The 14,535-nt window shown below is 65.0% G+C and carries 11 protein-coding genes; 7 read left to right on the top strand and 4 right to left on the bottom strand.

From position 1 onward, the window contains the following. Positions 1 to 734 (top strand): LysR substrate-binding domain-containing protein (locus AC1DMG_RS13725; RefSeq protein WP_477180625.1); only part of this gene is annotated, 734 nt, incomplete at its 5' end. On the opposite strand, the gene AC1DMG_RS13730 is transcribed toward AC1DMG_RS13725, so the two are convergent. After that, a complete protein-coding gene (locus AC1DMG_RS13730; RefSeq protein WP_477178076.1) occupies positions 731 to 1,240 on the bottom strand; it encodes a mismatch-specific DNA-glycosylase in 510 nt (169 codons plus the stop codon). The genes AC1DMG_RS13725 and AC1DMG_RS13730 overlap by 4 nt on opposite strands. Positions 1,241 to 1,408: 168 nt before the next feature. On the opposite strand from AC1DMG_RS13730, the gene rng reads away from it, so the two are divergent. Then, entirely contained in the window at positions 1,409 to 2,896 is a 1,488-nt protein-coding gene (gene rng, locus AC1DMG_RS13735; RefSeq protein WP_477176723.1) for a ribonuclease G, read from the top strand. Positions 2,897 to 2,995: 99 nt separating this feature from the next. Further along, complete coding sequence (locus AC1DMG_RS13740) at positions 2,996 to 6,841, top strand: YhdP family protein (protein ID WP_477180626.1); 3,846 nt, start codon at positions 2,996 to 2,998, stop codon at positions 6,839 to 6,841. 97 nt (positions 6,842 to 6,938) lie between these two features. Here AC1DMG_RS13740 and AC1DMG_RS13745 read toward each other — a convergent pair whose 3' ends face one another. Then, complete coding sequence (locus AC1DMG_RS13745; RefSeq protein WP_477176721.1) at positions 6,939 to 8,144, bottom strand: sterol desaturase family protein; 1,206 nt, start codon at positions 8,142 to 8,144, stop codon at positions 6,939 to 6,941. Positions 8,145 to 8,287: 143 nt separating this feature from the next. On the opposite strand from AC1DMG_RS13745, the gene tldD reads away from it, so the two are divergent. Together tldD and AC1DMG_RS13755 are read left to right on the top strand one after the other, a co-directional pair. Next, positions 8,288 to 9,727, top strand: a complete 1,440-nt coding sequence (tldD, locus tag AC1DMG_RS13750) for a metalloprotease TldD (protein WP_477178078.1) — start codon at positions 8,288 to 8,290, stop codon at positions 9,725 to 9,727. 163 nt (positions 9,728 to 9,890) lie between these two features. Continuing rightward, the gene (locus AC1DMG_RS13755) at positions 9,891 to 11,312 is read left to right on the top strand and encodes a YeiH family protein (RefSeq protein ID WP_477180627.1); all 1,422 of its coding nucleotides are present in this window, start codon (positions 9,891 to 9,893) and stop codon (positions 11,310 to 11,312) included. Between the two features lie 292 nt (positions 11,313 to 11,604). Here the strand turns inward: AC1DMG_RS13755 and yjgA are convergent, their stop codons facing one another. Both yjgA and AC1DMG_RS13765 read right to left on the bottom strand, forming a co-directional pair. Further along, the gene (gene yjgA, locus AC1DMG_RS13760) at positions 11,605 to 12,186 is read right to left on the bottom strand and encodes a ribosome biogenesis factor YjgA (RefSeq protein WP_477176718.1); all 582 of its coding nucleotides are present in this window, start codon (positions 12,184 to 12,186) and stop codon (positions 11,605 to 11,607) included. A gap of 29 nt (positions 12,187 to 12,215) precedes the next feature. Continuing rightward, positions 12,216 to 12,464 (bottom strand): DUF1653 domain-containing protein, encoded by a 249-nt coding sequence (locus AC1DMG_RS13765; RefSeq protein ID WP_046972880.1) that lies wholly within the window; start codon positions 12,462 to 12,464, stop codon positions 12,216 to 12,218. Positions 12,465 to 12,576: 112 nt separating this feature from the next. On the opposite strand from AC1DMG_RS13765, the gene pmbA reads away from it, so the two are divergent. Next, the gene (gene pmbA / locus AC1DMG_RS13770; protein ID WP_477180628.1) at positions 12,577 to 13,929 is read left to right on the top strand and encodes a metalloprotease PmbA; all 1,353 of its coding nucleotides are present in this window, start codon (positions 12,577 to 12,579) and stop codon (positions 13,927 to 13,929) included. 98 nt (positions 13,930 to 14,027) lie between these two features. After that, positions 14,028 to 14,468: a DUF4870 domain-containing protein gene (locus AC1DMG_RS13775; RefSeq protein WP_477180629.1), complete on the top strand. Its 441-nt coding sequence runs from the start codon at positions 14,028 to 14,030 to the stop codon at positions 14,466 to 14,468. Positions 14,469 to 14,535 lie beyond the last annotated feature (67 nt).

The raw sequence follows: 14,535 nt of genomic DNA on the forward strand, positions 1-14,535 counted from the left end.
CCCGTTCGCCGCAAGGCCTGGTGCCCACGGAGCTGGCGCGGGAGCTGCTGCCGCACGCGCAGGCCATGGCCTCGGCCTCGGCTGCGCTGCAGCGTACGGCCTCAGCTGGTCGTGGCGAGGTCAGCGGCACGGTGCGGCTGACGGCGAGCGAGGTGATCGCCACCGAGGTGCTGCCGTCGATGCTGGCCGACTTCCGCGAACGCCATCCGGGCATCGTGATCGAGCTGGCGCCGTCCAACCAGGCCGCCGACCTGCTGCGACGCGATGCCGACATCGCCATCCGCATGCACCAGCCCACCCAGGATGCGCTGATCGCTCGGCACGTGGGGCGCGTGGAGCTTGGCATGTTCGCGCACAAGCGCTACCTGGAATCGCACGGCTTTCCGCAGGCGCTGGCGGATCTGACAGGGCATGCATTGATCGGCTTCGACACCGAAACGCCCTATATCCGGCGTCTGCGTCCCGAGGGCATGCCCTATACGCGGGAACACTTCGCCCTGCGCACGGACAGCGATCTGGCCGCCCTGGCCGCGATTCGCGCGGGCTTCGGCATCGGCATCATGCAGGTGAACCTGGCGAAGCGGGATGCACAGTTGATCCGGCTATTCCCGGCCGACGTGTCGCTGGCGCTGGAGACTTGGGTGGTGATGCACGAGGACCTGCGTCCCAGCCTGCGTGTGCGGCGCCTGTTCGATCATCTGGCGTCGGCGCTGGAGAGCTACACGCAGGCCTAGCGCGCCCTTACCAGCGCAGCGAGCGCGTGCCAGGGGGCAAGATCCCAATGGCCTCTCGCCTGGCCAGACGGGGAGGGCAGCACAAACAGCTGCGTCGGCCCGTAGCGTTCTTCCTGCAGGCCATAGTCAGCCGCGCGCCCGAGCGCGGCACGTGCGGCGGCCTTGCTGGTGAAGGCCAGCACGCGGGGCGCATGGCGTTCGATGCGCTCGCGCAGTGCTGCTGCATCAAAAGCGTCCCGCGGCAGCTCATCGTCATTGCCCACGTGATGCTTGGCCAGATCGGTCAACCCGATGCCGAGTGCAGGGAGCTGCGGATACTCGGCCGGCGCAAAAAGCCGCGGCGTCAGCGCCACGGCGTGCAGCGCGCGCCAGAACAGGTTGCCCGGATGAGCGTAGTAGGCCGCCTGCTCGGCCGAGCGTCGCCCGGCAGCGGTGCCGCAGAACACCAGGTCCAGGCCGGGTCGCAGCAGATCAGGAAGGATGGGATCGGGCATCCGGACAAGCATAGCCCGCCGATTCCTGCGCAGCTAATGGAACACTCGCCGGTACATGAAATCCCGCGATTTGCGCGCTGGTTGGCGACGTGGCGGAGCTCGCGCGGCCTAGCCTCTTTCACGCATCGACAGTGTGCGCATGCAGCCGCTATAAAGATCGTCCATGCATTGGAGTCACCGGTGAGCGAAGAAATCCTGATCAACGTGACCCCTCGCGAGACACGCGTCGGCGTGGTTGAAAACGGCATGTTGCAGGAGGTGCACGTCGAGCGGGCCTCCCGCCGCGGCTATGTGGGCAATGTGTACAAGGGGCGCGTGCAGCGGGTRATGCCCGGCATGCAGGCGGTGTTTGTCGATATCGGGCTGGAGCGCGCGGCGTTTCTGCATGCTTCGGACATCGTGCGTCCGCCGGTGCCCGCTGCCGCCGAAGGGGTGGAGGTGGTGGCCAGCGGCAATGGCCATACGCCATCGATCAGCGAACTGGTGCACGAAGGCCAGGAGATCGTGGTGCAGGTGGTCAAGGACCCGATCGGCACCAAGGGCGCCCGGCTGTCCACCCACTTGTCGATTCCTTCGCGCTACCTGGTGCTGCTGCCGTATGCGCGCACGCTGGGCATTTCGGCCCGGGTCGAGGAGGAGGCCGAGCGCCAGCGCCTCAAGGAAGTGCTCACCTCGCTGATTGGCGAGAACCCGCTGGGCTATATCGTGCGCACCAATGCGGAAGGGCAGACCGCCGAATCGCTGGCCTTCGATGTCACCTACCTGGGCAAGGTCTGGCGCGTGGTGCAGGAGAACATCGTCAAGGCCAAGGTCGGCGAGCGCGTCTACGAAGAGCTGTCGCTGCCGCTGCGCAGCCTGCGCGACATGCTCAACGACGATATCGAGAAGGTGCGGGTGGATTCGCGCGAGACCTTCGAGAAGGTCGTCAAGTTCGTGCACAAGTTCATGCCGCAGCTGGACGACCGCATCGAGCACTATTCGGGCGAGCGGCCGATCTTCGACCTCTATGGCGTCGAAGATGAAATCCAGCGCGCCCTGAAAAAAGAAGTACCGCTCAAGTCCGGCGGCTACCTGATCGTCGACCAGACCGAGGCGATGACCACCATCGACGTGAATACCGGCGGTTACGTCGGTACGCGAAATCTGGAGGAAACCGTTTACCGGACGAATCTGGAAGCAGCGCAGGCCGCCGCACGCCAGCTCCGACTGCGCAACCTGGGTGGCATCATCATCATCGACTTCATCGACATGACCGACGAGGAGCACCGGCGCCAGGTGCTGCGCATGCTCGAAAAGGGGCTGCTGCGCGACCACGCCAAGACCACGGTCTACCCCATGTCGGCCCTGGGCCTGGTGGAAATGACGCGCAAGCGCACCACCGAAAGCCTGGAACGCCAGCTGTGCGAACCCTGCCCGGCCTGCAGCGGGCGGGGCACGCTCAAGACCGCCGAAACCGTGACCTACGAGATCTTCCGCGAGATCACCCGGGCCGTGCGCCAGTTCAACACCGAAAAACTACTGGTGATGGCCAGCCCGAACGTGGTCGGCCGCATCCTGGAAGAAGAGTCCGCCGCAGTGGCCGAACTGGAAGAGTTCATCTCCAAAAGCATACGCTTTCAGGCCGAGGAGCATTATTCGCAGGAACAGTTCGATGTGGTTCTTCTGTAAGACGCGCCGCCCCGCGCTTCGCGTCGCGAGCCAGTCGTGAGCGCACCCTGGTTGAAACGTACTCATTTCTGCGCCCGGGCTGTCGCCTGGGTAGTCGGCGTGGCCGTGATTTCGCTGGCCGTGCTGATGGGACTGGGCCAGCTGCTGTTGCCGCTGCTGGCCAAGCACCCTGCATGGGTGGAGACGCAGCTGGCMGCCAAACTGCATCGTCCGGTGACCTTCGAGTCGATGGAAGGTCGCTGGCAGCCGTCCGGTCCGATGTTCGTCATGCGTGGCGTCACCATCGGGTCGGGCGACGGCGGTGCGCCGCTGCAGATTCCCGAAGCGGAGCTCAAGCTTGATCCGGGTGGTTGGTTGCTGCCATCGCGCCATGTGGTGAACCTGCATGCGCGTGGCCTGCAGTTTGACCTCAGCCGCGATACCGATGGCACCTGGCACGTCAACGGCTTTGGGCTGGCGGGCGGCGGCGAGCGACAGAAGCCGGGCTTCAACCAGTTGTCGATCGGTTTGTCGCTGAGCGATACGCGGCTGGATATCACTGATAACCGCATCAATCGTCATTTCACCTTGCTGGCCGACCAGCTGCGCCTGAGTCGACAGGGCAGCCGCATTCGCGTCGGCGCCTTGTTGCGTCGTGAAGGGTCGCCGGGCCAACTGCGTGGCGCCGGCAATTTCAGCGACGACGGTTCGGACGGCAAGCTGTGGATCAGCGGCAGCAATCTTGACCTGCACGCCTTGTCCACCGGCATCGATATGGCCGGCTATACGGCCGACAGCGGCAGCGGTTCGTTCGAAAGCTGGCTGGATTGGCGCGATGCGCGCGTGGTGCGCAGCCTCACGCGTTTTCATCTGAGCGATCTGAAACTCGGCAATCCCGATGGCGCCACCGCCAGCGCGGAAGGGCTCGATGGCCTGGCCGAAGTGGCCATCGGCAAGGACAGTTACACCATACGCTGGGCGGCGGATGACGGCGGTATCGCCGTAGCTTCGCTGAAGGGCATGAACACCGATCAGGCCAGCGTCGATGTCGTTGCGCGCAACCTGCAACTGGCGCCGTTGGTGCCCTGGCTGGCGCTCAAGCCGCRGTTGTCGCCGGGCCTGGCGCAGTGGGTCGGGACGGGAAAGCCGCGCGGCCAGATCACGCAGGCGCAGTTCGGCTGGAATCACGCTGAAGGTTTGCGCTCGCTCGACGTCTCCTTCGACAACGTGGCGATCAACCCGGTCGGCAAGTTGCCCGGTATCGATGGCATCCACGGCGAGTTTCGTGGCGATACGCAGGCGATGGCCGTCTCGCTGCCGGCGCAGGCCACGGTAGTGCGCTTTCCGCACACCTTCCGCGAACCGTTCGTGATGTCGAAGCTGGGCGGCGATGTGGCGTTCTGGCGCGATGACGACGCGTTGCATATCGGCACGCAGGCATTTGCATTCGAAGGCGCGGGGTTCGGCGGCGAAGCGCGTGGCGAAGTGGCGTTGCCCAATGAGGGTGGACGTCCATTCATGGATCTGTACGCCACCATCTCCCATGCCGATATCGTCGCTGCCAAGCTGTTCTGGCCCGTGGATTCGATGTCGCCCGCCGCTGTGCAGTGGCTGGACCAGGCATTGGTCGACGGCAAGATGGATCATGCCGATGTGCTGGTGCGCGGCGACCTGAAGGATTGGCCGTTCCACCACAACGAAGGGCGCTTCGAGGGACGTGCCGAGCTCAGCGGGTTGGAGCTCAACTATGGCCGGGACTGGCCGCATGCGCAGAACGTCACGGCGGTCGCCAACTTCATCAACGGCGGCATGTTGGTCGAAGCCAGTGCGGGTGAGTCGCTGGGCAACAAGGTCGAACGCGCGGTGGCGATCATTCCGGAACTTGGCCACAGCGTGCTCGACCTCAATGTGAGCGGCAGCGGCACGGGCGCCAGCATGATGGACTTCGTGCAGCGCAGCCCCATCGGCATCCATCACGCGGACACCTTGTCCAAGCTGCGGCTGGGCGGCAGCGGCGATTTCGATTTCCACCTGTCCTTGCCGGTGGCGGACTCCAGCAACTTCATCCTCGATGGTCGTGCGCAATTGAAGGGCGTGGATTTCGACGCGCCGGAGTGGAACCTCAAGCTCGACAAGCTCACCGGCCCGGCGACTTTCGACAAGGCCGGTTTCCACGCGGGGCCGCTTGATACGAGTTTCCGCGGCCAGCCGGCCAAGCTGGATCTGGCCATCGCCGGCGCCACCGGGCAACCCAATACGGTGCTATCGGCCAAGCTCGCTGGCCGTTTCAGCATGGCCGAGCTCACCCAGGGTTACAAACAGCTCGACTGGCTCAACCAGGTAGCGGATGGGCGTAGCGACTTTACCGTCGGTTTCAACATCCTCACGGCGCCGGGCTCGGCCGCCAGCACGCAGCAATTGAGCGTGGATTCGATGCTCAATGGCATGACGCTCGATTTCCCCACGCCGTTGAAGAAGTCGGCCGAGGGGACGCTGCCGCTGCATGTAGAGATGAATCTGCCCATGCAGGGCAGCGACGTGCAGCTGAGCGTGGGGCAGGTCGTACGCGCACGCTTGCGTCTTCCCCAGAACGACAGCCAGTCGCTGGCAGCCACCTTCGCCTTTGGCACGAGGGCGCCCGATTCGGTACCCGACAAGGGTATTCGCATACGTGGCCGACCCGGCAAGCTCGATGTGACTGGCTGGACGCAGTACGCCTCGTCGGGCAGCAGTGCCAACGGCCCGGGGCTGGAGAGCATCGATGTGACGGCCGAACAGGCGATGGTGTTTGGCCATCCGTTTGCCGATATGCACCTGCTCGCCAGCTCGCAGCCGGATGGCCTGGTCGTGGACGTCGACAGCGCCGGGCTGGCGGGTCGTTTCAATATTCCGCTGGCCGATCTCACGCGCCGCGGCGTAACTGCGCGATTGCAGCGCCTGTACTGGCCCAAGGATGTAGTGACGCCGAAGAAGCCTGCCGGTGGCGCCACCGATGCAACGTCGGCGCAGAGTACGGCTGCACAACCGGGCGCCAGCGCGTCAGCCGCGCCGCCCAATCCAGCCGTCACCGGCATCACGCCGTCGGCGCTGCCGCCGTTCCATCTCTGGGTGAACGACCTGCGTTTCGGTGATTCCAAACTCGGCGAAGCCCGGCTGGAAACGTGGCCGACCGACAAGGGCATGCATATCGACCAGCTACGCACCTTGTCGCACGGCGTGCAGATCAATGGCGTCGGCGACTGGAACGGCACGGCGAACGACAGCCACTCGCACATGCGCTTCGATTTTGCCGCCGAGAACATGGGCGACATGCTCGGTGCCTTCGGCTATGAAGGATTGCTAGCCGGCGGCAAGGTCCGTTCGCAGCTCGATGCCACCTGGCCGGGCGCACCCTCGGCGATGGAGCTGGGCAATATGGACGGCAAGCTGAGCATCAACATCACTGACGGTCGCATGCCTGAAGTGACGCCCGGCGTGGCGCGCCTGTTCGGCCTGGTGTCCGTGCTGGAACTGCCGCGTCGCCTGTCATTCGACTTCGGCGATGTGTTCGGCAAGGGTCTGGCCTTCGACGCCATTTCCGGCGATTTCAAATTGGGCGATGGGAACGCGAACACCGACAATCTGCAGATACGCAGTCCGGCAGCGGAGATCTCCATCACCGGGCGCACAGGCCTGCGTGCCAAGGACTATGACCTGCAGGTGCTTGCCATACCGCATGCCGGCAACAGCTTGCCGGTGGTCGGCGCGTTTGTCGGTGGGCCGATCGGTATTGCCGCCGGCTTCGTGGCTCAGGGGCTGCTGGGGCACGGCATCAATCGTTTCGCCAGTGCGCGCTACAAGGTCACGGGCAGCTGGGACAAGCCCACGATCACCTTGATCGAGAAAAAGGATGTGCCGGTGCCGCCCGCGTTGGCCGCGCCGGGCGCCCCCACCTTGCCGGCGCCGGCGAGCAGCAGCGCGCGCTGAGCCGTCTCCAAAAAAAAGTGTGGGAGCGCACCCTGTGCGCGACGGCCTGGTCGATACCCAAGCCGTCGCACAGGGTGCGCTCCCACAGGTATCGCTCTTACATCTCAGGCTCTCGCGGCTTGGTGCTTCCCCGAAACGGAAACAGCTGCTGGCGCACGAAGCCATCAGGCATGTAGTCGCCGACTACGCCATAGCTTTCCGGAAACTTCTTGGTCGACTTCACCGCCGTGCCAAACAGATGGTCCAGAAACGCGTAGTGCGCGGCGTAGTTCTTGTCGATCGCCTCGTCGTCSGAGGCGTGGTGCCAGTGATGGAARTCCGGCGTGACGATCACGTACTTCAGCGGGCCCCACGGCAGRTGCACGTTGGCGTGATTGAACACSGCCTGGAAGCCGACCACGATGATGTACGCATTCATCACGCCCTCGCTGAAACCGAGGATGTAGAGCGGCGCCAGCACGGCGACGCGCGTGACGATGAGCTCCAGCATGTGCTGGCGCGAGCCGGCCAGCCAGTCCATCGTCTTCACCGAATGATGCACAGCGTGGAAGCGCCATAGCAGCGGCACCTCGTGATACGCACGATGGGTCCAGTACTGCGCCAGGTCAGCCACCAGGATGCATACCAGCAGCTGCGGTACGAACGGCGTGTGTTGCACGAACTGCTGGAAGTCGCTGCGCACCAGCCAGCCGAACAGGTGATGCAGCAGAAAGTTCACCACCAGCAGGGCCAGGCCCACGATGAAGTGATTCACCGCGAAGTGCTTCAGATCGGTCTGCCATTCCTTGCGGAACAGCGTCTGGCCCTTGTACAGCGGAAACAGCTTCTCGATCACCACGAACACCAGGGTGGAACCGAGCAGGTCGAGGATGAACCAGTCCAGCCCGATGTACGGCGTGTGGTCAGGAAAATCGCCCACCGGCACGCGCGAGCCGCCCAGTGCGGTCGCGCCGATCACCAGGGCGAACGCCACCATGCTGAGCCGGCGCGCGCGGCCCAGGATGATGTTGGCCAGCGACATGCCGCCCGCGACTAGCAGGGCGGCCAGCAGCAGCTGGCGCAGCACGTCCACGGAATACTCGTGCCGCAGGTCGGGGGTGGTCAGGTATTGGGGAAAGTGGAAGGCCAGCACCGCCAGCAGGCTCAGGAAGCCCAGCGACAGCGCGATGATGCTGCTCACCATGCCGTGGCCCGGCTTGAGCGCCCCGTCCTTGTGCAGCAGCTCGCGGGTCTCCTCGATGGGCGCCTTGATGGTGCGGTCGATCACCTTGTGGGCCAGCGGCTGGCGGGGTGTGTCGCTCATACGTGTTCCTTCACATGCGCGTCATGGTTGGGTGGCGGCATMCTAACCGTTGGCCCGGCCCGGCTCCATCAGACGAGGCTTTAAACGCCCGGCGAGTGGCCCCAACTTGCTAAAGTCCCCTTTTTGCATACGGCACCGACTTCATGGATTCCCTGATCGCGCAGGCAGAACGCCGCCTGCTGTCGCCGGGCGGCCTGGCCGCCACCGACCTAGACCGCGTCTTCAACCAGTTGATGGGCCCCTCCATCGACGCCGCCGACTTGTATTTCCAGCATTCGCGCAGCGAGTCCTGGGTGCTGGAGGAGGGCATCGTGAAGGATGGCAGCCACTCCATCGAGCAGGGCGTGGGCGTGCGCGCAATCAGCGGCGAGAAGACCGGCTTCGCCTACTCCGACGAGATCGTCCTGCCGCAGCTGCTGGAAGCCTCCAAGGCCGCCCGTGCGATTGCCCAGGGTGGCAATGGCGCCGGTAAGCCGCTGGCCCTCAACGGCGCGCGCCAGCTGTATCCGGCGATCGATCCGGTCGAAAGCCTGCCCAATCCCGACAAGATCGCCCTGCTGCGCGAAGTGGACGCCTATGCGCGCTCCCGCGATCCGCGCGTGAAGCAGGTCATCGTCAGCCTGTCCGCCACCATGGATACGGTGCTGATCGCCGCTTCCGACGGCACCCTGGCCGCCGATGTACGCCCGCTGGTGCGCATGAACGTCACCGTGATCGCCGAGAAGAACGGCCGCCGGGAGCAGGGCAGTTCGGGTGGTGGTGGCCGCTATGGCTATCGTGAGCTGATCGAAAACGGCCGTGCCATGGGCTTCGCCGATGAGGCCGTGCGCGGGGCGCTGGTCAATCTGGAAGCCGTCGACGCGCCCGCCGGCAGCATGCCGGTGGTGCTGGGGCCGGGCTGGCCGGGCGTGCTGCTGCACGAAGCGATCGGCCACGGCCTGGAAGGCGACTTCAACCGCAAGGGCAGCTCGGCATTTGCCGGCCGCATCGGCCAGCGCGTCGCCGCGCCGGGCGTCACCGTGGTGGACGACGGCACGCTGTCCGGACGCCGCGGCTCGCTCAGCGTGGACGACGAAGGCACGGCCACCGAATGCACCACGCTCATCGAGGACGGCATCCTCAAGGGCTACATGCAGGACAAGCTCAACGCACGCTTGATGGGCATGGCGCCCACCGGCAACGGACGCCGCGAGTCGTTCGCGCAGCTGCCGATGCCGCGCATGACCAACACCTACATGCTCGCCGGCCAGCACGATCCGCAGGAGATCATCCGCTCGGTGAAAAAGGGCTTGTACGCCGTGAATTTTGGCGGAGGCCAGGTGGACATCACCAACGGCAAGTTCGTGTTCTCCGCCAGCGAGGCCTACCTGATCGAGGACGGCAAGATCACGCGTCCCGTGAAGGGCGCCACCCTGATCGGCTCCGGTCCCGACGTGCTCAACCGCGTCTCGATGATCGGCAACGATCTCGCGCTGGACGAAGGCGTCGGCGTATGCGGCAAGGATGGCCAGAGCGTGCCCGTGGGCGTGGGCCAGCCGACGCTCAAGGTCGATGCGATGACGGTGGGTGGCACGGCGTCCTGACGCCGCTGCAGAGCCTGCCTGCCGCCAGTCTGCGGCTATATCGATAGAACAAAAGCTCATTTCGCTTTGACGAGCCGCAGCTGGACAGTGTCCGCTGCGGCTTTTCCCGTTGGCCGCCCGGACGTCTGGACGTCCGGTTCATCTTTCGGTGAGGGGCGGTGCGATGAGCGAAGMGACACGAGTTCTGCCGGGTCAGGCCCGCGCCCAGGCGGCTGCCGCCACGCGCCCTGCGCAGTGGGGCGTGTTCTCCAACGAAGACTGGTGGTCGGTGTGGATCGGCCTGCTGGTGATCGTGGTGGCCTGGGCGCTGTTTGCCAATGGCAGCAGCTTGAAGTGGTTGGCGGTGGCGCCGGCGAAGTGGAAGACGCTGGCCGAGGCGTGGCAGGGCCTTGTTGCACATGGGCCCAACTATCTCGCACTGTTCGCTGCGTTCGCGCTGCTGTTCGGCACGGGACTTGCCGTGCTCGGGCAGTCGCTGACGCGTTTTCTGCCCGCCTTTGCGATTCTGTTCGTGGTGTCGCTGCTGATCTTCACGGCTTCTGCGTGGGTCCAGGCTTCGCGGTACAACCTTGAGGCGCCTTTGCTCGCGCTGGGGCTGGGCCTGATCGTTTCCAACACGGTCAAGTTGCCCGAGTGGTTCCAGTCGGGGCTGCGCGTGGAGTTCTACATCAAGGTGGGCATCGTGCTGCTCGGTGCGACCTTGCCGCTGACCCTGCTGTTCTGGGCAGGTCCGGTGGCGGTGGGGCAGGCGACCATCGTGTCGCTCGCCACGTTCTTCACCATCTTTCTGGTCGGCAAGTCCCTGGGTCTCGATAAGCGATTCGCCGCCGTGCTCGGTGTGGGTGGCGCGGTATGCGGCGTTTCCGCGGCGATTGCGAGCGGCGGCGCAGTGCGTGCACGTCGCGAAGATACGTCGGTGGCCATCACCCTGGTGGTGGTGTGGGCCATTGTGATGATCTTCGTGTTGCCATTTGCGTCGCGCGCGCTGGGATTGTCGACGCCGGTAGCCGGCGCCTGGATCGGGACGTCCGAATTCGCGGATGCGGCCGGCGTAGCGGCGGCACAGGCTTACGGCGATGCTGCGCGCAACGCGGGCGGTGCCATTGCGGGTGCGCCGGATGCTGCCGTGCAGGCGTTCACGCTGATGAAGGTGGTGGGCCGCGATATCTGGATCGGCATCTGGGCCTTCGTGCTGGCGTGGATCGCTACGACGCGCTGGAACACTTCTGAGGATGGCGTGCAGGCGAAGGCCGATGTGCGAGAGATCTGGGCGCGCTTTCCGAAGTTCGTCTTTGGTTTCGTCATCGCCTCAGCCCTGGTCACGTGGATCGCCAGCCACTATTCGCTGGTCGACTATCGCAAGGTGGTCACGCCGGATCTGGTCGCGCCGATCAGCACGCTGCGTACCTGGGCTTTCACGCTCTGCTTCTTGAGCATCGGACTCACCACGCGACTGCGTTCGCTGACGGCCACTGGATGGCGTCCGCTGGCGGCGTTTACCGCGGGCGTGGTGGTGAACGTGATCATCGGCTACGTGCTGTCGGTGCACGTGTTTGCGAACTATTGGAACGGACTGGGCGGATGAGCGCGGTAGCGACACTCGCGGCGTGTTGCGCGCACTGTCGCCATCGTTGCGATGATCCGCGCGAGACGGAGCAGCGTGTGCCGGGTTTGACGTCGTTCGGCTCGGCCTATGGCGCGAGTATCGGGGCGAGTGCGTTGTGCGAGGTGCACGATTGTTTTGTGTCGCCACGGGATACGTGCGGGCGGTTCAGTGCCATTGAAGATTGAGGCGGTTTGAGTCGCGCACAGGGTGCGCTCCCACAAGGTGACTTCGATCCTGTGGGAGCGCACGCTGTGCGCGACTCACGCTGGCCTCAATCCTCGTTTTCTTCCGGCGCGTCGTCTTCGTTTTCGTCGACGGCCTCGTCCGTGCGGCTGCCTCCCGCCAGATCCTTCAGCAATTGATAGATCTCGCGATACGCCCGCGGCGGCTTATTGCCGTCTTTTTCGATCTTGGCCTGGCGCACCAGCGAACGCAGGTGCTGGCGGTCGACATTCGGATACTGCGCGATCACCTCGCTCATGGCGTTGTCCGGATCGCTCAGCAGGCGATCGCGGGTGGCTTCCAGGCGGTGCATGGCGGCTGTTTCCTGCCGTTGGCGATCGCGGTTTTCGCCGAGTGCGGCCCTGACGCCTTCAAACACGCTGGCGTCGTGACGGCGCATCACCTTGGCCAGAAATGCCAGCTGTCGCTTGCGCGCGATGTGCGCGGTGATGCGGCGCGTGTTGGCGATCTCGCGCTCCACATCTTCCGGCAGCTCCAGCTTGGCCAGCTTGCTCGGCGGCAGCTCGAGCAGTTGGACGGCCAAGGCCAGCACGGCCAGCGCGTCCTTGCGTTGCTGCGTGCGGGTCGGGCCGTAATCGTGGTCCGGATTGTCGGTGTAAGTGCGATTCACTGGGGTATTCCAACAGATGGAGCAAACGCTCAGGGGGCAGCGATGACGCCGTCGAGCAGGTCCGGTTCGGCCTGTTCCAGCGCGAAGCGGGAAATCGGCTCGCCCTCCAGCTCCACGGTTTCGCAGAACATGGCGGCGGGACGCACCCACAGGCCGTAATCGCCATAGAGCGCCTGGTAGACCACTACCTCTTCCATCGTTTCGCTGTGCCGGGCCGTGCCCAGGACGCGGTAACGCTGGCCTTTGTAGTGACGGTAGATGCCGGCTGTCAGTGACATGGCGTTCTCCGCGACGCTCCGTTGCTTTCGGGTGCGCGACCCCCACTTTCGGAGGTGCGCGGCTAGGACCGCGTATTCTACCCGTTCCCCGCTTGCCCGTAGGAATCGACGAGTGACCCAGCTCAGCCCCACCCAGGACCGCAGCAACGACGAACTCGACCGTCTGGCCCAACTGGCCGAGGACGTGATTCGCCGGGCCCGCGCCGCCGGCGCCAGCCAGGCCGAGGTGGCAGCCAGCATCGACACGGGCCTGAACGTGAACGTGCGCCTGGGCGAGGTGGAAACGGTCGAACACACGCGCGACCGCGGTTTCGGGCTCACCGTGTACTTCGGCCAGCGCAAGGGCTCGGCCAGCACGGCCGACCTCAACCCCGATTCCATCCAGGCCACGCTGGAGCAGGCCTGCGCGATCGCCCGCTACACCGAGGAAGATCCGGCCGCGGGCCTCGCCGACGCGTCCCGCATGGCCACCCAGTTCCCCGACCTGGACCTGTGGCACCCGTGGCGCATCGAGACCGACCAGGCGATCGAGCTCGGCAAGCAGATCGAGGACGCCGGCCGCGCCCACGCGGGCATCACCAACTCCGACGGCGCCAGCGTGCAGATGGGCGAAAGCCTGGCCGTCTACGCCAATTCGCATGGTTTTGTCGGCCGCGAGCGAGGCACCCGCCACTCGCTGTCCGTGGCGCTGATTGCCGGCGACGACGACGGCATGCAGCGCGACTATTGGTACGACAGCGTGCGCTCGGCCGAGGATTTCATCAGCGCCCAGGCGCTTGGCGACAAGGCCGCGCAGCGCACGCTGGCACGCATGGGCGCTCGCTCGCTGTCCACGCGCCAGAGTCCGGTGTTGTTCACGCCGGAAGTGGCACGCGGCCTGATCGGTCACCTGATTGGCGCCGTCAGCGGCGGCGCGTTGTACCGCCGTGCCAGCTTTCTGCTGGACCATGCCGGCAAGCAGGTGATGCCGTCCTGGATGAATATCGTGGAGCGTCCGTTCGTGATGCGTGGGCAGGGCTCGGGCTCGTTCGACGCGGAAGGCGTGGCTACGCGCGACAGTTCGCTGATCGAGAACGGCGTGCTCGCGCGCTACGTGCTCGGCAGCTATTCGGCSCGCAAGCTGGGCMTGRAAWCCACCGGCAATGCCGGCGGCATCCACAACATGATCGTGCAGCCCGGGCAGGACGATTTCGCCGGCATGCTCAAGCGCATGGGCACCGGCCTGGTGGTCACCGAGGTGATGGGGCAGGGCGTGTCCACCATCACCGGCGATTATTCGCGTGGTGCGGCCGGCTTCTGGGTGGAAAACGGTGAGATCGCCTATCCGGTGGAAGAGATCACCATTGCCGCGAACCTGCGCGACATGTACGCCAATATCGTGGCGGTGGGCGCCGACGTGGATCATCGCTCGCACCTGCTGACGGGCTCGATTCTGCTGGAGCAGATGACTATCGCGGGAGAGTGACTAGCTACACCGGTAATACGGGCGGACACTTGCTAGGATGAGGCCGTCAGCAGCAGCTGACTGAACAATCAGGCCTTTACGACCCAGGAGATGTACGCATGAGCGTTCCGCCCGAGTCCGTCGTACCGCCCCCGTCGAGCGGCTCTGCCGTGCCGCCGTCCGATGTTCCCAGCGTCCAGGAGCGCCAGTGGGCGATGTTCGCCCATCTGTCTGCACTGCTCGGCCTCATCATCACCGGCCATTGGTTTGGCTGGGGATGCTTCCTCGGGCCGCTGATCATCTGGCTGGTGAAGAAGGACACCATGCCCTTCGTCAATGATCAGGGCAAAGAGGCGCTCAACTTCAATATCACCGTGGCCATCGTGTTTTTTGCGCTGTTCGTGCTCACCTTGATCACCCTGGGCCTTGGCGTGCTGATTGCCGTCCCGGTGGGCATCGTGGTCGGCGTGGCGTGGCTGGTGTTCACCATCATTGCCGCCATCCGGGCGAATGAGGGCKTGCGTTATCGCTACCCGTTCACCTTGCGGCTGATCAGCTGAGCCTGCAAGAAAAAGGCGACCATCGGGTCGCCTTTTTCGTTTCAGTGCAAGCCCACGTAGGTGCGTT

The sequence above is a fragment of the Dyella sp. 01N36 genome (genome assembly GCF_056399745.1).